Source organism: Maribacter halichondriae, assembly GCF_027474825.1.
GTDB classification, from domain to species: domain Bacteria; phylum Bacteroidota; class Bacteroidia; order Flavobacteriales; family Flavobacteriaceae; genus Meishania; species Meishania halichondriae.
On sequence record NZ_CP107030.1, the window covers coordinates 2,603,539 to 2,621,839 of the forward strand.

The 18,301-nt window shown below is 42.1% G+C and carries 16 protein-coding genes and 1 pseudogene; 9 read left to right on the forward strand and 8 right to left on the reverse strand.

Annotation, left to right across the window (positions count from 1 at the left end):
• Positions 1-13 precede the first annotated feature (13 nt).
• Positions 14-1,447 (reverse strand): circularly permuted type 2 ATP-grasp protein, encoded by a 1,434-nt coding sequence (locus tag N8A86_RS11910; RefSeq protein ID WP_273565591.1) that lies wholly within the window; start codon positions 1,445-1,447, stop codon positions 14-16.
• Between the two features lie 343 nt (positions 1,448-1,790).
• Here N8A86_RS11910 and N8A86_RS11915 point away from each other — a divergent pair, with 343 nt between their 5' ends.
• A complete protein-coding gene (locus N8A86_RS11915) occupies positions 1,791-2,705 on the forward strand; it encodes a glutaminase (protein ID WP_273565592.1) in 915 nt (304 codons plus the stop codon).
• A gap of 27 nt (positions 2,706-2,732) precedes the next feature.
• On the opposite strand, the gene N8A86_RS11920 is transcribed toward N8A86_RS11915, so the two are convergent.
• The gene (locus N8A86_RS11920; RefSeq protein ID WP_273565593.1) at positions 2,733-3,782 is read right to left on the reverse strand and encodes a zinc-binding metallopeptidase family protein; all 1,050 of its coding nucleotides are present in this window, start codon (positions 3,780-3,782) and stop codon (positions 2,733-2,735) included.
• Between the two features lie 439 nt (positions 3,783-4,221).
• Between N8A86_RS11920 and N8A86_RS11925 the strand changes: the two genes are divergently transcribed.
• Positions 4,222-4,446, forward strand: a complete 225-nt coding sequence (locus tag N8A86_RS11925) for a hypothetical protein (protein WP_273565594.1) — start codon at positions 4,222-4,224, stop codon at positions 4,444-4,446.
• Positions 4,447-4,580: 134 nt separating this feature from the next.
• Here the strand turns inward: N8A86_RS11925 and N8A86_RS11930 are convergent, their stop codons facing one another.
• The 4 genes from N8A86_RS11930 to N8A86_RS11945 form a co-directional block, all read right to left on the reverse strand.
• Entirely contained in the window at positions 4,581-4,709 is a 129-nt protein-coding gene (locus tag N8A86_RS11930) for a hypothetical protein (RefSeq protein ID WP_273565595.1), read from the reverse strand.
• A gap of 152 nt (positions 4,710-4,861) precedes the next feature.
• The gene (locus tag N8A86_RS11935; protein ID WP_273565596.1) at positions 4,862-6,184 is read right to left on the reverse strand and encodes a sugar porter family MFS transporter; all 1,323 of its coding nucleotides are present in this window, start codon (positions 6,182-6,184) and stop codon (positions 4,862-4,864) included.
• Between the two features lie 60 nt (positions 6,185-6,244).
• On the reverse strand, positions 6,245-6,496 hold the full coding sequence (locus tag N8A86_RS11940; protein WP_273565597.1) for a hypothetical protein: 252 nt from the start codon (positions 6,494-6,496) through the stop codon (positions 6,245-6,247).
• 20 nt (positions 6,497-6,516) lie between these two features.
• Entirely contained in the window at positions 6,517-7,752 is a 1,236-nt protein-coding gene (locus tag N8A86_RS11945) for a 3-deoxy-D-manno-octulosonic acid transferase (RefSeq protein ID WP_273565598.1), read from the reverse strand.
• A 91-nt stretch (positions 7,753-7,843) separates the two neighbouring features.
• Between N8A86_RS11945 and N8A86_RS11950 the strand changes: the two genes are divergently transcribed.
• The 4 genes and pseudogenes from N8A86_RS11950 (at position 7,844) to N8A86_RS11965 (ending at position 11,924) form a co-directional block, all read left to right on the forward strand.
• Positions 7,844-8,998, forward strand: a complete 1,155-nt coding sequence (locus N8A86_RS11950; protein WP_273565599.1) for a DegT/DnrJ/EryC1/StrS family aminotransferase — start codon at positions 7,844-7,846, stop codon at positions 8,996-8,998.
• Positions 8,999-9,084: 86 nt separating this feature from the next.
• Positions 9,085-10,100, forward strand: a pseudogene (gene galE / locus N8A86_RS11955) (UDP-glucose 4-epimerase GalE).
• 100 nt (positions 10,101-10,200) lie between these two features.
• Positions 10,201-11,475: a metal-dependent hydrolase family protein gene (locus N8A86_RS11960; RefSeq protein WP_273565600.1), complete on the forward strand. Its 1,275-nt coding sequence runs from the start codon at positions 10,201-10,203 to the stop codon at positions 11,473-11,475.
• A 95-nt stretch (positions 11,476-11,570) separates the two neighbouring features.
• Entirely contained in the window at positions 11,571-11,924 is a 354-nt protein-coding gene (locus tag N8A86_RS11965) for a hypothetical protein (RefSeq protein ID WP_273565601.1), read from the forward strand.
• Positions 11,925-11,997: 73 nt separating this feature from the next.
• On the opposite strand, the gene N8A86_RS11970 is transcribed toward N8A86_RS11965, so the two are convergent.
• Positions 11,998-12,513: an alpha-ketoglutarate decarboxylase gene (locus N8A86_RS11970; RefSeq protein ID WP_273565602.1), complete on the reverse strand. Its 516-nt coding sequence runs from the start codon at positions 12,511-12,513 to the stop codon at positions 11,998-12,000.
• A gap of 117 nt (positions 12,514-12,630) precedes the next feature.
• Between N8A86_RS11970 and N8A86_RS11975 the strand changes: the two genes are divergently transcribed.
• The 3 genes from N8A86_RS11975 to odhB are packed head-to-tail and all read left to right on the forward strand — an operon-like array spanning position 12,631 to position 17,714.
• Positions 12,631-15,447, forward strand: a complete 2,817-nt coding sequence (locus N8A86_RS11975) for a 2-oxoglutarate dehydrogenase E1 component (protein ID WP_273565603.1) — start codon at positions 12,631-12,633, stop codon at positions 15,445-15,447.
• Positions 15,444-16,409, forward strand: a complete 966-nt coding sequence (locus N8A86_RS11980) for a peptidoglycan DD-metalloendopeptidase family protein (RefSeq protein ID WP_273565604.1) — start codon at positions 15,444-15,446, stop codon at positions 16,407-16,409. The genes N8A86_RS11975 and N8A86_RS11980 overlap by 4 nt, the downstream gene beginning before the upstream one ends.
• Before the next feature lie 27 nt (positions 16,410-16,436).
• On the forward strand, positions 16,437-17,714 hold the full coding sequence (gene odhB / locus N8A86_RS11985) for a 2-oxoglutarate dehydrogenase complex dihydrolipoyllysine-residue succinyltransferase (protein ID WP_273565605.1): 1,278 nt from the start codon (positions 16,437-16,439) through the stop codon (positions 17,712-17,714).
• A 136-nt stretch (positions 17,715-17,850) separates the two neighbouring features.
• Here odhB and N8A86_RS11990 read toward each other — a convergent pair whose 3' ends face one another.
• Positions 17,851-18,297: a retropepsin-like aspartic protease family protein gene (locus tag N8A86_RS11990; RefSeq protein ID WP_273565606.1), complete on the reverse strand. Its 447-nt coding sequence runs from the start codon at positions 18,295-18,297 to the stop codon at positions 17,851-17,853.
• Positions 18,298-18,301 lie beyond the last annotated feature (4 nt).

Genomic DNA, 18,301 nt, shown 5'->3' on the forward strand with positions numbered 1-18,301 from the left:
ATTTTTTTATTTCCTAATCGAGCACCCACGTATCCTTACTTCCCCCGCCTTGAGAGGAATTTACCACCAATGACCCTTTGGTCAACGCCACCCTTGTCAGCGCGCCAGGTACTATTTTGATGTCTTTTCCGTAGAGGCAATACGGTCTTAAATCAACGTGTCTGCCTTCTATGGTATCATCGGTCAAAGTTGGAACCCTTGAAAGATTAATCATGGGTTGCGCGATATAATTTCTTGGATTGTTCTTTATTTTAGCGACAAATTCATCACACTCTTTTTGGGTCGATTTCGGACCTATCAGCATTCCATATCCGCCAGAACCATCGGTCTGTTTTACGACTAAGGTTTCAATATTTTCCAAGACATATTTACAATCGTCTTCCTCGGCACAGATATAAGTTTTGATGTTGGGTAGCAATACTTCTTCACCCAAATAATATTTGATTAAGCGGGGAATGTAGGCATAGATGGCCTTGTCATCGGCGACACCCGCTCCAGGAGCGTTCACCAAAACAACATTGCCCTTTCGATACGCTTCAAAAATACCTGGAGTGCCCAACATTGAATCTTTGTTGAAAATCAAAGGGTCCATAAACTCGTCGTCGACCCTGCGGTAGATGACATGTACTCTCTGCAATCCCTTGGTCGTACTCATGTAAACAAAATCATTTTTTACGACCAAATCCCTTCCTTCGACCAATTCGGCGCCCATTTGTTGTGCCAGATAGGCATGTTCGAAGTAGGCAGAATTATATATTCCTGGCGTAAGCACCGCGATGGTTGCAGGAGATTCCTGAGTAAGTGATTCCAACATATCCCGTAAATGGTGGGTATAATCATGTACAGGTCTCACATGCAATTTTTCAAATACTTCCGGAAAAGTACGTTTCAATATCTCTCTGTTTTCCAACATATAGGATACGCCTGAAGGACATCTAAGATTATCCTCCAACACATAAAAATCACCGTCGTCACCTCTGATGAGGTCGGTACCAGAGATATGACTCCAAACATTTTCGGGAGGTCGTAAACCCAAGCACTCCTTAAGGTATCCGGCACTTGACAATACTAAATCCCTTGGGATGATATTATCCTTCAATGCTTTCTGTTCGTTATAAATGTCGTCGATGAAGAGGTTCAAGGCAACGATGCGTTGTTCAAGACCTTTTGCGAGCCTGTCCCAATCGCTACCGCTAATAATACGTGGAATGATATCTAAGTGTAAAATACGTTCCACACCTTGATTATCGCTGTAGACATTGAAGGTCATTCCCAGCGATAGTTGCGCCCTGTCGGTAGCATGTTGTAAATATTTGAGCTTGTTATTATTCAGCTTTTCCAACCGTTGTTTGAATTGCGCATAGGTTGGTCGTACCGAATTCGTCGCGCTGAACATCTCATCGTAAAACCCAACGGTTTCGTAATCGGTAAAATCTACTTTGGCCATAAAATGGGTTTTTGGTAATCGTTTTTTGAATGTAGGTAGTTGAGGTTTTGAATCAATAAAAAGATAGAACCTATAAAATTGGACACCTCATAATATACTACAAAATTTTCATCCATCCGGTCGGTAACCGTATGAATGCGAGAAAATTATTGGATATTGAATTTTCGACGATTAATTTGTTTCAATTCACAATTTGCAACTAAATTTCAACAAAGTATGCTACCTGGGTAGCTGTCTGCCGAATTCTATACCAGTAATTTTCTTTACTATATTTATGGATATACTAAAAGTCAAATTAATTAAGTGACCTTTACGCCGAATTTACTTTACAAACTGCATCCTATTGAACTATAAAGCAATTATTGAAAAGGTATTTGTTGAGACGAAAAGAGTCCCGAACAATGGAAAAATCGCAACCTATATTCCAGAGTTGGCCAATGTTGACCCGACGATGTTCGGTGTTCACATGACCGATTTAAAGGGCGAAGGCTTTGGGATGGGCGATAATCTTGAAAAATTCTCCATACAGAGTATTGCCAAAGTGCTCTCCTTGACCTTGGCCTATAAAATCGTAGGCGAAAAGATTTGGAAACGGGTCGATGTAGAACCGTCGGGCACCAAATTCGATTCACTGCTGTTGCTTGAAGTGCATAAGGGAATTCCCCGCAACCCTTTCGTAAATTCGGGAGCCATTGTGATTTGTGATATCTTGATTTCCCATCTGAAAGATGCCAAAGTAGAATTTCTAGAATTCGTTAGGGATGTAAGCAATTTACCTGACCTTGTGTATTCTGATAAAATTGCCGATTCTGAAAAAGCACACGGGTATCGAAATGTGGCCTTATGCAACTTCATCAAGTCACTCGGCAATATAGAGAACGACCCGACAGAGGTATTGGATTTTTATTTTGATATGTGTTCGTTGGAAATGAACTGCCAGCAGCTATCACATACGATGACGTATTTGGCCAATGGAGGACGTAAAATTACCGATGGTTCCAAAATCATTACAAAGCCCCAGTCAAAACGAATGAATGCTTTAATGCTTACTTGCGGATTTTACGATGAATCTGGGGAGTTTGCCTTTAAAGTTGGGCTACCCGGAAAAAGTGGCGTAGGCGGAGGTATCGTTGCCGTGTATCCGCAGCACTATGCCATTGCGGTTTGGAGTCCGAAACTTAACCCGAACGGAAATTCTTTTCTAGGCATGAAATTTTTAGAGGAGTTCACTACACATTCTGACTTTACTATTTTTTAGAAGAAAGAACTTAGCATTTTTTTCAGGCTACAATTTTCGTTTTGGTAATAAGAGTTGATGAATAAACTTCATTTTGTTGACCACAGCAGGAGTAATCACGAACGGGTACACATCAGGAATACCCATGGCCCGGTTGATACTATTGACCGCATAGGAAAGAGGAACACAGGTTCTGATGATAGTTTCAAAATCTTTTACTGTATAAGGGTCGAATGATGAGGCTATCTTCATAGTATCTGAAATTTCTTTCGAATTTACCTCCAAGCCAAAAAAGTGTGCTGTTTCTACCATGTCCATAATATGTAGATAGTGCGCCCAAGTCTCGGCCCAATCCTCCCACGGATGTGAAGTTGCATATTTACTGATATACGAATCACGCCAATTATCAGGAGCACCATTTTTGTAATAAGCTTGTAGGGCATCACCATAGTTAGTTTCCTCGTTGCCGAAAATGTTCCTGAATTGAGAAAGTATATCTTCATTTTTGGATATCAATTGCTCCCAAAAGTAATGGCCTACTTCATGTCTTAGATGTCCGATAAGTGTGCGGTACCGCTCTTGCATCTCTTTTCTTGCCTGTTCCCGCAGGGTTGAATCCGCTTCCCTAAGCAATATGGTAATTATACCGTTGGCATGACCGGTCATGATATTTTGGTCATTATTTTTTGTGATGAAATCGAAACATAATCCTTCTGCATCGGTCATTTTTGTCCTAAGGTCAAGCCCTATTTTTTGAAGTTGATAGACCAAACGGTGCTTCGCAACTTCCAAATTCTGCCAATTTTGTAAATTCTCTTTGAAGGATAGGTTGGGTATGGTTCGGTTCAGTTGGCAAGCGCTGCAAAAGTCTTGTGGAGAATCTTTAGGTACGAGCCAATTACAGACTTCATATTGCTGATTTTTACAATATTTATATTCAATTTTTTCGCGATCTGAGGTTAAGGAAGTGCCTGCTGGGTCAAAAGTGAGCATCTGACGGTCAACGTCTCTGTAACCTGATAAATGACCACAATTCTCACATTCGTTATTTTCGAAAAAAAGTGGATAACTACAATGACCGCATTGAAATACTTTCATGAGATAAAAAAAGCTAAAATTAAATAGCTAAAGTAATCATAAATGAGGTGGAAGAGGTCATTATTTAAGCGGTCTGCGATATAGTTTTTTTAAGGTAAAAGAGCTGATTGAATATCAAGAATTTGGATAATCGAATCTTTCTTGAAGTTGTGAAGTTTGTTTCTACTTGGGAGAGACGGGCCTTTGCTTTGCGATAACTTGAGCTCGCTAGAAAGGAGCCTCTCTGTCTTATAAGCACAAAAAACTTCTTGATTACGAAGGGCTTTTTCTTTTATCTATAAAAAAAATAGACTTTTTAGCCGCATTTCAATTTTGCCTTATTATATTGTGCGTATTAAAGTTTTCACAAATATAGAAAGCTGATTATTTAATAGGAATTAACAATCGATTCTTTAAGCCTTTATGTATTGGTTTAAAGTATCTTAGCACAAAAATAAGTATGAATTTTACTGAACTGGCCCTAGAATTTGAGAGTAGAAAAATGAGCAACATGTCCACCAGTGACAGGGTAACGGCTTCAAGGGAAGCTAAAGAACTAATATTGAAAATCAACGAAGTTTATAAAGAGACCAAAGACGAGAAACTTATGGATCTTATGAAAAGAATTACTGTGAAGAAAAAGAAAATCGATAAACGATTAAAAGGACGACTTACGGCAGATTAGTAGCTATATTGTCTGAATATGATAAATAAAAACCCCTGACGGCGAAGTCAGGGGTTTTTTGGTATTTGTCAAAATCAAAATAGTAAACAATAAAGAGGGGCACAAAGATTTTGGGGAAATTAAAGTGGTTCGGATTAAAAGAAACCAAAGGCCCAAAGTATAAGGCTAAAGACAACGGCCAGTAAAATACCCACCAGAACTACAACCATTACACTTAAGAAACCGTTCAATACTCTTACACCGAAAGTAATTTCCTGTTCCATGATTTACATTATTTACTTTAAATATAATAAATTGGAGTGAAAAAATGCGCTTTTTTGATCATTATTTCGACTAACTACTTCACGGTTAGTATGTTTGAACGATGTACCGCCAGTTTCTTCGTTGAACGACTTTAGATCTTTTCGCCTAAGATTTATTTGCGTTCGCTAAGTTTTTGGCTTAACTCCTCGAGAGATACACCTTTAGTCTCTGGCATCATGAACCGCACGAAAAGCAGTTGTAGTACCATCATAAATGCAAAAAAGGCAAATACGGGGCCAGGCCCTATGCTGGTAAAGAGCACCGGTACCAAAGAAGGTATAATGGCCGCCAAGACCCAATGTGTTGAACTGCCAAAAGCTTGTCCTGAACCTCGTAGATGATTTGGAAATATTTCCGATATAAATACCCAGATAACCGCACCTTGCCCAATGGCATGTGATGCTATAAAAAGAAATAGGAAAATGGGTACGGCCATACCTTCCCATTTTAAAATAAACGCTGCTGCGACCAAAGATAGAGAAACGATGTAGCCTATTGAACCGATGTACATCAATTGCTTTCGGCCCAGTCTATCGATAAGAAAAATGCCGACAAGGGTAAAAACGAGATTGGTGATGCCGATACCGATACTACTTAGCAAGGCGGTATTTTCACCCAGACCTGCTGCCTCAAAAATTCTAGGTGCATAATATAGAAAAGCGTTGATACCGGAAAATTGATTGAAAAATGCGATTAAAAAGGCTAACATTAATGGAAACCTGTACTTCTTGAGAAAAATATTTTCAGATGCACTGTGTTCATCGAGTCCGCTTTCCATATCGGCCTGAAGGTCTTCGACCGTCAGTTCTGGATTTGTGGTAGCGAGTATTTCCCGAGCTTCCGTAGTACGGTTTTTTGTCAACAACCACCTCGGACTTTTAGGTACGGTAAAGACGAACATGGTATAGATAATCGCCGGAAACGCTTCGACACCGACCATCCATCGCCAATCGTTTTCGCCCATATCGCTCAGTGCATAATTCGAAACGAATGCCATTAAAATACCGAAGACCAACATAAATTGATAGAAGCCGACCAATCGACCCCGATGTTTGGCAGGGGCGATTTCTGAAATGTAAGCAGGTGCCGCTACGGTAGATGCTCCAATACCTAAACCGCCTATAAATCGTGCAACGGCAAAGGTATATGGGTCGTTTGCAAAAGCGGAACCGATCGCGGATACCGAAAAGAGTATCCCGATCCATATGAGTGTATTTTTGCGTCCTATCTTATTGGTAGGAATACCCCCAAGAATAGCTCCGATTACAGTACCCCATAACGCCATCCCGATAACGATGGTGCCGTGAAAAGTATCCGAGGAGTCCCATAACAATTGTAATTTTTTTTCAGCGCCCGAAATAACGACGGTATCGAAGCCGAACAAGAATCCCGCTAAAGCGGCAATCATTGAAATACGTAAGATTTTGGCGTTCATGGTGAAGGTTTGATGGTTTGGGTAAAGCTAACAAAATTTAGGAAACCTTCTAGAACTAATTTAAGGTATGGCGCGAAGTGGTTTTAAAGTATCTTGAGCCTTTGGTTTTCTTTTTTCAATCGGTTTTTTGACTTCGGGTTCCTGAATTTTTGGTTGTTCAAGACGCTGATTTTCCTTTTCAATCAGTTTCTTTTTTGATGGTGAAGTCAGTTGTTCCTTTTGTGGATTTTGGTGTTGCTCTCCCAAAGTCTCCCTACAGGAGAGCGTGAAGAGAAATACTACCAAAAGGACATAGTGTTGGAAGAATTTCATGCGGGGCTGCAATAATAGGTTCAGAGTAATGTACGGATGTACTCCATGATTTGGATGCTTGCGCCCTTGTTTTTAGCAATGTATGAAGCATTTATAGCTCCTGTTTTTGAGCGAAAATCTTGATTTTCGAGTAATTTCTTCATCAGTTCGCCAAATTGCCAAGCATCATGGATCGGAAGTACGCCTTTTTGTGCCACTAACTCTTCAGCTTCCTTGAAACCCTTATAATTCGGACCTATGATTACAGGTATGCCATAGACAGCGGGTTCCAAGGTATTATGAAGGCCAGTGACAAACCCCCCGCCAACATAGGCAATATCGGCATAACTATAAATTTTGGTGAGTAGGCCGATGTTGTCAACAATCAACACTTCGCTATCGTCAACATTGCCTTCCCCAATTTTCGAATACAATACCTTCTTTTTGGAAATGGCGCCTGCAAGTCCCAATATTTTGTCGTTTTTGATGGTATGGGGCGCCAATACGAACTTCAAGTTTTTTGGAGCATTATTGATATAATCGATTAAAATGGATTCATCTTCTGGCCATGTGCTTCCTGCCACAAAACAGAGGCGGTCTTTTTTAAAAGTGTCCATAAACAAGAGGTGATTGTTTCGGTCTAAGATTTCAGAAACCCTGTCCAATCGGGTATCTCCGTTGACCGACGAGTTATTGACACCAATACTTTCCAAAAGTTTTTGGGATGTCTCATCCTGCAAAAAAATATGGGTAAACCTTTTAAGTGCCTTTCTCATAAACCCGCCATAGCCCTTAAAGAATACTTGCTTCTTTTTGAATATTGCGGACACCAAGAGCGTGTGAATCTTTTTCTCGTGAAGTACCTTAAGAAAATTGGGCCAAATTTCATACTTCACAAAAATGGCCAAATCAGGATGGGCAGCTTCCATAAAATGCTTTGCATTTTTTAAGGTATCCACAGGAAGGTACACCACAACATCCGCGGCAGTGGTATTTTTCTTTATTTCATAGCCGGAAGGCGAGAAGAAGGTGACCAATATTTTATGCTGCGGATAATCATTTCTCAATTTTTCCATAAGCGGAAGCCCTTGTTCGAATTCTCCCAAAGAGGCCACATGTATCCAAATTACCTTGTCCGATTTCGATATATTCTTTGCCAAGGTCTCGAAAATGAGTTTTCGACCGTTTACGAAAAGTTTGATTTTTGGATGGAAAAGCGCAATGAATTTAAGATGTAACCAACTAAGTCGCACTAAGGTATCGTAGAGAAAGTACACCGTCTGATTGTTTGCGGCTAAATTACACTTCTTTCAAGAATATCATTGTTTGCGGTTTCGTATTTTTGTAGGGCGCATTAGAAATTTTGATATGAGAAAAATCCAGATGGTCGATTTAGGAGGCCAATATGAAGGAATAAAAGATCAGGTGAACTCGTCAATAGCGACCATAATGGAAACTTCAGCTTTTATCAACGGGCCTGAAGTGTACGCCTTTCAAAAAGAACTCGAAGACTATTTGGGGGTTAAGCATGTCATACCTTGTGCCAACGGCACCGATGCCCTACAAATTGCCATGATGGGTCTTGGACTAGAGCCAGGCGACGAGGTAATTACCGCAGATTTCACTTTTGCTGCGACTGTTGAGGTCATTGCGCTGTTACAGTTGACACCGGTTTTGGTCGATGTGTATCCTGATACCTTTAACATTGATATAGCTGCTATAGAGAAAGCGATAACACCAAGGACCAAGGCCATCGTTCCCGTGCATCTTTTTGGTCAATGTGCCAATATGGATGCAATACTGGCCTTGGCTGAAAAGCATAATTTGTATGTCATCGAAGACAATGCTCAGGCTATTGGGGCGAACCATACCTTCAACGATGGCCGAAAACAAAAGGCCGGTACTATGGGCCATGTGGGCTCTACTTCGTTTTTCCCTTCAAAAAATTTGGGGTGCTACGGTGACGGTGGCGCGATTTTTACCAATGATGATGACTTGGCGCATACCCTGCGCGGTATAGTTAACCATGGTATGTACGAACGCTATCATCATGATGTAGTGGGAGTAAACTCGCGGTTGGATTCGATTCAGGCGGCAGTACTCCGCGCCAAACTCCCGAAATTGGATGAATATTGCAATAAGAGGAGGGAAGCGGCCCGAAAATATTCTTCTGCTTTCAATGGTCAAGAGCATATCATCGTACCAAAAACGGTAAATGGTTGCGAGGGTATTTGCGAGACCTGTGATTGCCATGTTTTTCATCAGTATACCTTACGGATAACTAATGGGACGCGTGACGATCTGGTAAAACATTTGGGAGAAAATGGTATTCCCTGTGGGGTGTATTATCCGATACCTTTACATCGACAAAAAGCCTATGCAGATTCACGTTTTAATGAATCAGACTTTGCGGTTACCAATCAATTGGTCAACGAAGTTATCTCTTTGCCCATGCATACCGAACTTGATGATGAGCAAATCGCCCTAATTACTGCAACGGTCATCGGTTTTGTTAACAGTTGATGAACGATAATCCTAATTTTGCCGTTCAAACAAAGTAATAGGTTGGAGATTCCCGTCTTCACGGGAATGAAAAAATAAATATATTTATGAAGATACTCGTAACAGGAGGCTTAGGATTTATAGGCTCACATACCGTTGTCGAATTGCAGAACGAAGGTTTTGAAGTCGTCATTATTGATGACTGCTCCAATTCAACGGAAAATGTGCTGAACGGCATTACGGCCATTACTGGAAAAACCCCAATTTTCGAAAAACTAGATTTAAAGGAAAAGGCGAAAGTTGAGGATTTTTCCAAAGACATCACGATGTCGAGGGCGTTATTCATTTTGCCGCGTCAAAAGCGGTCGGTGAGAGCGTCGAAAAACCATTGTTATATTACGAGAATAATATTGGTACGCTGGTTTACATATTGAAGGAGCTTTGCAAAAAGAATAAGGCTAGTTTTATCTTTAGCTCTTCGTGCACGGTATATGGTCAGGCCGATACGATGCCGATTACAGAAGACGCACCCGTAAAACCGGCCGAATCGCCGTATGGAAACACAAAACAAATGGGCGAGGAAATTATTGCCGATACCTGTAAAGTAACTCCGGGTCTAAATGCGATTGCCTTACGATATTTTAATCCGATGGGGGCACATCCTAGCATCGAGATTGGGGAACTTCCTGTTGGCGTTCCGCAAAATTTGGTTCCGTTTATCACGCAAACGGGAATCGGACTGCGTGAAGAACTATCCGTTTTCGGGGATGACTATCCTACAGAAGATGGTACTTGTATACGGGATTATATTTACGTAGTAGATTTGGCCAAGGCTCATGTCATTGCATTGAAGCGTCTTTTGGAAGGAAAGAATCAAGAAAACTACGAGGTGTTCAACGTAGGCACGGGTACGGGCAGTTCGGTCTTGGAGGCCATTGAGAGCTTTGAAAAGGTATCGGGCAAAAAATTGAACTACAAAATAGTAGACCGTCGGCCTGGCGATATTACCACGGCATACGCCGATACAACGAAGGCCAATACGGTTTTAGGTTGGAAGGCCGAATATACCTTAGATGAGGCTATGAAGTCCGCATGGGAGTGGGAGCAAAAAATAAGAGGTTGAAGTATATTTCTAATTTAATTTAGGAAGTTCCTATTAATGAGTCTTTTCCATGAGGAGAAATATATGTATATTTCTCCTCATTTTGTTGATGACCATCCCTATGAAAAACCATTTATTCTTCATTGCCCTGTTTTTTACGGCTTGCCTTTGCGCCCAGGATACATATCTACAATGCGGAAAAATCGTTGATACCCAATCCGGAAAAATGCTTTCGGAAAAGACTATTGTAGTATCGGCAAATAAAATCAAGAGCATTCAAGACGGATATGTAAACGGAACCCAGGAAGACACCGTTATCGATTTAAAGAATAAGGTTGTGCTGCCGGGATTTATTGATTTACATGTGCATATCGAAGGAGAATCAAGTCCGACACGTTATATAGAGCGATTTACCAAAAATGAGGCCGATGTGGCATTTCAGTCCACGGTTTATGCAGAAAGAACGTTGATGGCAGGTTTTACTACAGTTCGTGATTTAGGCGGTTCAGGGGTCAATATCGCCCTGCGCAAAGCTATTGAAAAAGGCATTGTAAAAGGACCCCGAATATTTACAGCGGGTAAGGCCATTGGTACCACTGGCGGACATGCCGACCCTACGAACGGAATGAGGAATGAATTAATGGGAGACCCAGGCCCGAAAGAGGGGGTGGTCAATTCTCCGGAAGATGCGAAGAAAGCCGTGCGACAACGTTATAAAGATGGGGCCGATGTAATCAAGATTACGGCTACCGGCGGGGTGATGAGCGTGGCAAAAAATGGACAGAATCCGCAGTTTACGGTCGAAGAAATTAAGGCAATCGTCGAAACCGCCAAAGACTACGGAATGTTGACCGCGGCCCATGCCCATGGCGATGAGGGAATGCAGCGTGCCGTCGTGGGTGGTATAAAAACTATCGAACATGGTACTCTGATGAGCGAAGAAACTATGGACCTAATGGTAAAACACAACACGTTTTTGGTACCGACGATTTCTGCGGGAAAAGCTGCCGCAAAAATGGCCGACATACCCGGATTTCTTCCGCCTGTGGTGGCGAAAAAAGCTCGTGAAATCGGCCCCGTTAGTCAAGCCACTTTCGGTAAAGCCTATAAAAAAGGGGTGCCCATTGCTTTTGGTACCGACGCGGGTGTCTCGCCCCACGGAGAAAACGGCAAGGAATTCGGTTTTATGAACGAAGTAGGAATGCCTGTTATGGAAGCCATTCAGTCCGCAACGGTCACCAATGCCAGTTTGTTGGGCATGTCGAACGAGTTGGGCCAATTAAAAGAAGGCTTTTTTGCAGATATCGTGGCGGTGAACGAAGACCCTGTTAAGAATGTTTCTACGCTCGAGAATGTTATATTTGTAATGAAAAACGGTATTGTTTATAAGCAATAGCACTTTAGAATAATTTAGATCGTAAAATTAGTAACGAATGATTTTGCAATTTTTGCCCCCAGGTATCTTGCTAATCGAAAAGACCATCAATATCTATGAGTGAAGATCACGTGAACAGCATACGTATTCTTCATAAGGCACAAGAAGAAAAGCGCTATACAAAATTGGTTTTGCAATTGTTGAAAGACTTTCAGCTTGCCAATGTTTCCCTAGGAATTACCCTGCTCGTTACGCCTGAAGAGGTTAAAAGCGCCGTGCATGAAAAAGTCTATTATTTGCACATGGAGAAGTTCGATGATTACCTCAATTTGATGTATGTCGTAGATGTTCCCGAGAACGCGTTTAAAAATGGAAGTTATTCAGATGTGGTCGATTTTACGGAAAGGGCCACGTATCACATCTTACGTCGGGAACTAGAAAAAGTGCGTCTAAAGGAAGAATACGATTAGTTTTTGCGATTATCCCTAGAGTTTTTCCTTGTGAAACCCCATTGTTCCCATTAAATAGTTGACGGGTGGCCAATCAAAAATATACGCGTACGAAAGGCATCCAAGCATTCGCGTAAATACTTTTTTCATTGTCATAGAGTACATCGTACCGAATGCCTACTGTAAAATTTCGATCGGTATATCCAAGTCCTAAAAATAAGGCCGGCGACCAATAATTATCTTTTATGGCGTTGGGTATGGCCGCAATGGTTCTGCTCACTCTAAGTTCTTCGAATTCGGCCGAAAGCTGAATGAACTGTATCGGGTTGAACAGTGTTAGAACGCTTCCTCCATAGGCCAATAATTTGTTGTCATTGAATTTTGCATAATTGAAACTAAGGCTCGTGCCGACCGCAAAATTATCGGTGGCCTGGTAGATCGCACTGGGTGCTATCGAGCCATTGAACCCTCCATTGGTAAATCCTAGACCGAGTCCGCCGCCAAAACGTACATGGTTCCAGAAATCACTTTTTGCTTTGGTTTGCTGGGCCGAACATAAGGCTCCTGACATAAGAAAAACAAGGCCTAACAAAATCTTGGTGAAATTCATAAGTTATATTTAAATGATTAGCATATTTTTTTCAATATTGCTTACTAAGATACAGCCAGAAAATGTAAATGTTGTATTTTTGAGTTTATTTTGTTGGTAGGATAGAGAAACCTTTTTATGGATAAATTTTCCTTTTTGAACACTGCGCATACCTCCTTTTTTGCAGCGCTCTACGATAAATATTTACAACATCCCGATAGCGTTGAACCAAGTTGGAGGGCTTTTTTCCAAGGTTTTGATTTTGGCGTTAAGAGTTCGTTGGACGAATTGGATGTACAGACCCTTACCACGGCATCGGCGATCAACAACGGCCAACCTTTGGATATGCCCCAGTCGTTGCAGAAAGAATTTCAGGTCATTCGATTGATCGATGGCTATCGCAGTAGAGGGCATTTGTTCACTAAAACGAATCCGGTCCGGGAAAGACGTAAATACACCCCAACACTGGACCTTGAGAATTTTGGTCTTTCAGAAAGCGACCTTGACACTTCGTTCAACGCAGGCGAGATTTTGGGTATCGGTAGCGCTACGCTTCGCGAAATTGTTGACCATTTGCAAAGAATTTATTGCGATGCCATAGGCGTCGAATATATGTACATCCGAAGTCCAGAGCGTATCGAGTGGATACAGAATTGGTTGAATGTTAATGACAACCATCCTCAGTATGACGAAAAGCGTAAGAAACATATTCTAAGAAAATTGAACGAGGCCGTTTCCTTTGAAGGTTTTTTACATACCAAATATGTCGGTCAAAAACGTTTTTCGTTGGAAGGTAATGAATCATTGATTCCGGCATTGGATGCGGTGGTAGAGCGAGCTGCGGGTCTAGGTGTTGAACAATTTGTAATGGGTATGGCCCACCGAGGCCGTTTGAACGTGCTGACCAATATTTTCGGAAAGGCTGCCAAAGATATTTTCAGCGAATTTGATGGAAAGGACTATGAAGAAGAAATTTTTGACGGTGATGTAAAATACCATTTGGGCTGGACATCGGAGAGAAAGGCCGAAAACGGAAACAAGATTAAAATGAATATTGCGCCCAACCCTTCGCACTTGGAGACCGTTGGAGCGGTGGTCGAAGGAATCACTAGAGCAAAACAAGATGCCCATTTTGCTGATGATTTCTCTAAAGTCTTACCGATTGTAGTGCATGGTGATGCCGCAATAGCAGGTCAGGGCTTGGTCTATGAGGTCGTACAGATGGCAAATCTTGATGGGTATAAAACTGGTGGAACGATTCATATCGTGGTAAACAATCAAATTGGTTTTACTACAAACTATCTCGATGCCAGAACATCTACCTATTGTACGGATGTGGGCAAAGTGACCCTAAGTCCGGTTTTGCATGTCAATGCTGATGATGCCGAGGCCGTAGTTCATGCTTCGTTGTTCGCATTGGAGTATCGAATGAAATTTAAAAGGGATGTTTTCATAGACCTCTTGGGATATCGAAAATATGGTCATAACGAAGGTGATGAACCGCGTTTTACCCAACCTAAATTATATAAGGCAATCGCTAAGCATAAAAATCCAAGGGATATTTATGCGGAACGATTAATCCGTGAAGGGGTTATCGCAGAGGGCTATGTCAAGCAACTGGAAGAAGAATACAAAGCGTCTTTGGAAACCGAACTCCAAGATTCCCGAAAGGAGGACAAGACCATCATTACGCCTTTCATGGCCGATGAATGGAAAGGTTTTGTAAACGTACGCGAATGGGAGATGATGGATGCGGTAGATACCACATTTGACAAAAAGAAACTCACCGAGATCGCCAAGGTAATAACGGAACTTCCTACGGATAAAAAGTTCTTGAGAAAGGTTGAGAAGCTGGTCAATGATCGCAAGAATATGTTCTTCGAGAGCGATCATCTCGATTGGGCCATGGGCGAATTATTGGCATACGGTACCCTGCTACAAGAAGGATTCGATGTTCGAATGTCTGGTCAGGATGTAGAACGCGGTACATTTTCACATCGCCATGCCGTAATGAAAGTGGAGGAGAGTGAAGAGGAAATCATGTTGTTGAACAACCTTTCCGAAAAACAGGGTCAATTTCAAATCTATAATTCTTTATTATCGGAATATGGTGTTGTCGGTTTTGACTATGGCTACGCCATGGCGAGTCCCAACACCTTGACGATTTGGGAGGCCCAGTTCGGTGATTTCAGCAACGGTGCCCAAATCATGATCGATCAATATATCTCTGCGGCCGAAGATAAATGGAAACTTCAAAACGGCTTGGTCATGTTGCTGCCCCATGGTTACGAAGGTCAGGGCGCAGAGCATTCCTCCGCACGAATGGAAAGATATCTACAGCTCTGTGCCAGAGACAATATGTATGTCGCAGACGTTACTTCACCGGCACAGATGTTCCATATATTGCGTCGGCAGATGAAGGTTAATTTCAGAAAGCCGCTTATTATTTTTACGCCCAAAAGTTTATTGCGCCATCCAAAGGCCGTTTCTTCGGTCGATGAATTGGCAAATGGTGGTTTTCAGGAAGTAATCGACGATTCGACCGCCGATGTGAAAAAAGTAAAGACGTTGGTCTTCTGTACGGGTAAGTTCTATTATGACCTTCTGGCGGCGAAAGAAGAACATAACCGTGAAGATGTCGCTTTAGTGCGTGTCGAACAATTGTTTCCGTTGCCGAGTGAACAAATGAAAAGAATCATCGCCAAGTACAAGGATGCGGCTGATTTGGTCTGGGCCCAAGAAGAGCCAAGAAACATGGGGGCATGGAGCCATTTAATGATGCACTTTAGCGATGCCCATACCTTCAGGGTGGCTTCACGAAGATTCTATGCTTCTCCGGCGGCAGGAAGTGCGGTGCGCTCCAAAATGAGGCATCAACAGGTCATCGATTATGTTTTCGATGCATCGAAGGATAATATGACACGGCCCAAGCCAAAGCAAGTGGATAAGAAATGAGAACGATTTTAATACTTTTTATACTATTCACGAATTATCTCTCTTTTTCTCAAGAGGAACAGGGAAATTATGCCGAAGCGGCCTCCACATTTATGCAACGTTATAATATGGGCGACTACGGGGCAATATTCGATTCATTTAATGTCGATATGCAAAAAGCACTTCCAAGAGAACAGACCTTGGCCTTCTTTGCCCAGAATGTGAACAGTCTCATGGGAAACATTGAAGAAATGCAATTTGCAAGAATAGACAACGGCACACACATCTATCGGGCTGATTTTGAAAGGGCAGTGGCCGAAGTGGTCATCTCCCTGACTCCGCAGCAGACCATAAACGGATTTGCCATAAAACCTGTTAACGCATCCGATATACCCGTTCTAAAACGTAATGTTACGCCGATGATTTTGCCATTCAATGAAGAATGGTTTGTTTTTTGGGGAGGCACGACCGTTGAACAAAACTATCATGTCGACTACCCCGATCAGCAATATGCCTATGATATTTTGATGGTGGCCGATGGAGCCTCTTACGTAGGGGACCCCAAAAAGAATGAAAATTATCTGGTCTTTGGAAAGGAAGTAATTGCTCCCTGTAACGCCAAAGTAGCGCATGTTATCACCGGAGTGCATGACAATATTCCGGGCGAATTGAATCCTGAACAACTAACAGGAAATACCGTAGTTTTAGAGACAGAAAACGGAGAGTACATCTTATTGGCACATTTAAAGGAGGGAAGTATTGTTGTCGAAGAAGGACAAGAAGTGCTACAAGGTGAGGTCTTGGCGCAGTGCGGTAATTCAGGAAACTCCACAGAACCTCATTTACACTTAAGCTTGCAAAACCATGTAGATATGTTGCAATCGACGGGTGCCAAATTATATTTTGACCGGATTATGGTCAATGGAGAAATTAAATCGGATTACCTTCCTGTTAAGGAAGACCTGATAACGAATATAAATTGAAATAAAACACAGTAAAAATCATATAGTATGATTCTAGAAATGAAAGTTCCCTCTCCGGGAGAGTCTATAACCGAAGTAGAGATTGCGGAATGGTTAGTGGAAGATGGTGATTATGTTGAAAAGGACCAGGCCATCGCCGAAGTCGATTCGGATAAGGCGACTTTGGAACTTCCTGCAGAAGAGAGCGGAACCATCACCCTAAAAGCGGAGGTTGGTGATGCGGTAGCTGTAGGCGCGGTGGTATGTTTAATAGATACCAGTGCCTCAAAACCTGATGGTGCAAGTAAAGGTTCCGATTCAACTATGGGCAAGGGCGATGAAGGTTCAGGAGGCAATGCAGAAGAAGATTTGGCCAAAGATGAGGCCAGCAGAACTAAAAAGGCCGATAGCGAAAAAGCACCACAACCTGCACAGGCCAAAGAAACATATGCCTCAGGCGTAGCCTCACCCGCAGCAAAAAAGATATTGGATGAAAAAGGGATCGACGCCAAGACTGTAAAAGGTTCAGGTAGGGACGGTAGAATCACAAAAGACGATGCGGTCAATGCAGTACCTTCTATGGGAACTCCTACGGGAGGAAATAGGGGAGAAACCCGTTCGAAGCTATCGATGCTCCGTCGAAAAGTTGCTGAAAGGCTGGTAGCCGCCAAAAACGAAACGGCCATGTTGACGACCTTCAACGAGGTCGATATGTCTCCCATTTTTGAGCTGCGAAGCAAGTACAAAGAAAACTTCAAGGAAAAACATGGGGTAAGCCTTGGCTTTATGTCGTTTTTCACAAAAGCGGTCGTTAGGGCATTGCAAATGTATCCGTCAGTGAATTCCATGATAGACGGCAAAGAGATGCTTTCCTATGATTTTTGTGATATTAGCATTGCGGTATCCGGACCAAAGGGGCTTATGGTTCCTGTTATCAGGAATGCTGAAAATCTTACTTTTAGGGGTATTGAAGCTGAGGTGAAACGTTTGGCGATCCGTGCAAGGGAAGGCGAGATTACCGTCGACGAAATGACGGGTGGTACCTTCACGATTACAAACGGTGGGGTATTCGGCTCTATGTTGTCCACGCCGATTATTAATCCTCCTCAAAGTGCTATCCTGGGGATGCATAATATTGTAGAGCGACCGATTGCCAAAGACGGCGCGATTGCCATTGCGCCCATTATGTATGTAGCCCTTTCTTATGATCACCGAATTATCGATGGTAAGGAATCCGTTGGTTTCTTGGTGGCCGTAAAAGAGGCATTGGAAAGTCCGGAAGAATTGTTGATGGAGGGTGATGTGAAAAAGGCCTTGGAGATGTAAATATTTGTCCGTTCGAGATGTCATCCTGAGCGTGTCATACTGAACGCAGTCGAAGGAACAGTCGAGAATTATATCAAGTTTGACTTTTGAATTGACCTCCAAGGTTTCAGAAACTTTGGAGGTCGTTTGTTGAGAATTATTTTCGCTTTTTAAGATAAAGGCAATTCTTCCCATAATCAATTACAGCTTTTGCTTTTTTTAGGACATCCGCACCGATAATACCATCTACCGGAAGGGCATTATGAGAAGTAAGCGCTTCATTGACATGAACAAGGTCGAACAATACGATTTTCAATTTTTTCTGTGACCAGGTTCCTATCTTGATTTTGTTTTTTGAAGCGATTAGGGTTTCCATATTGGTGGCTCCAGCGCCGGCGGCCTTGATTTCCGATTCTTCCGAGGTTAGTTTGAAAAGTTCTATTTTATCGAACCCGATGCAGGTATTCGAGGCGCCTGTATCCAAAATAAATCGACCTATTATTCCATTAATGGTTGCGATCACCTCGAAATGGTTAGTTGGGGTCAGTACCAATGGCACTTTACTGTAGTTTTTTTTAAGAAGGAATTTTTTCAGTCCGGCCATTTAA

What these genes read in the sequence shown, in the direction of transcription:
- N8A86_RS11920 (WP_273565593.1), bottom strand. Translation starts at nt 3,782, where the DNA reads ATGAAAGTATTTCAATGCGGTCATTGTAGTTATCCACTTTTTTTCGAA.
- N8A86_RS11925 (WP_273565594.1), top strand. Translation starts at nt 4,222, where the DNA reads ATGAATTTTACTGAACTGGCCCTAGAATTTGAGAGTAGAAAAATGAGC.
- N8A86_RS11990 (WP_273565606.1), bottom strand. Translation starts at nt 18,297, where the DNA reads ATGGCCGGACTGAAAAAATTCCTTCTTAAAAAAAACTACAGTAAAGTG.
- N8A86_RS11980 (WP_273565604.1), top strand. Translation starts at nt 15,444, where the DNA reads ATGAGAACGATTTTAATACTTTTTATACTATTCACGAATTATCTCTCT.
- N8A86_RS11950 (WP_273565599.1), top strand. Translation starts at nt 7,844, where the DNA reads ATGAGAAAAATCCAGATGGTCGATTTAGGAGGCCAATATGAAGGAATA.
- N8A86_RS11965 (WP_273565601.1), top strand. Translation starts at nt 11,571, where the DNA reads ATGAGTGAAGATCACGTGAACAGCATACGTATTCTTCATAAGGCACAA.
- N8A86_RS11930 (WP_273565595.1), bottom strand. Translation starts at nt 4,709, where the DNA reads ATGGAACAGGAAATTACTTTCGGTGTAAGAGTATTGAACGGTTTCTTA.
- N8A86_RS11935 (WP_273565596.1), bottom strand. Translation starts at nt 6,184, where the DNA reads ATGAACGCCAAAATCTTACGTATTTCAATGATTGCCGCTTTAGCGGGA.
- N8A86_RS11975 (WP_273565603.1), top strand. Translation starts at nt 12,631, where the DNA reads ATGGATAAATTTTCCTTTTTGAACACTGCGCATACCTCCTTTTTTGCA.
- N8A86_RS11910 (WP_273565591.1), bottom strand. Translation starts at nt 1,447, where the DNA reads ATGGCCAAAGTAGATTTTACCGATTACGAAACCGTTGGGTTTTACGAT.
- N8A86_RS11960 (WP_273565600.1), top strand. Translation starts at nt 10,201, where the DNA reads ATGAAAAACCATTTATTCTTCATTGCCCTGTTTTTTACGGCTTGCCTT.
- N8A86_RS11940 (WP_273565597.1), bottom strand. Translation starts at nt 6,496, where the DNA reads ATGAAATTCTTCCAACACTATGTCCTTTTGGTAGTATTTCTCTTCACG.
- N8A86_RS11970 (WP_273565602.1), bottom strand. Translation starts at nt 12,513, where the DNA reads ATGAATTTCACCAAGATTTTGTTAGGCCTTGTTTTTCTTATGTCAGGA.
- odhB (WP_273565605.1), top strand. Translation starts at nt 16,437, where the DNA reads ATGATTCTAGAAATGAAAGTTCCCTCTCCGGGAGAGTCTATAACCGAA.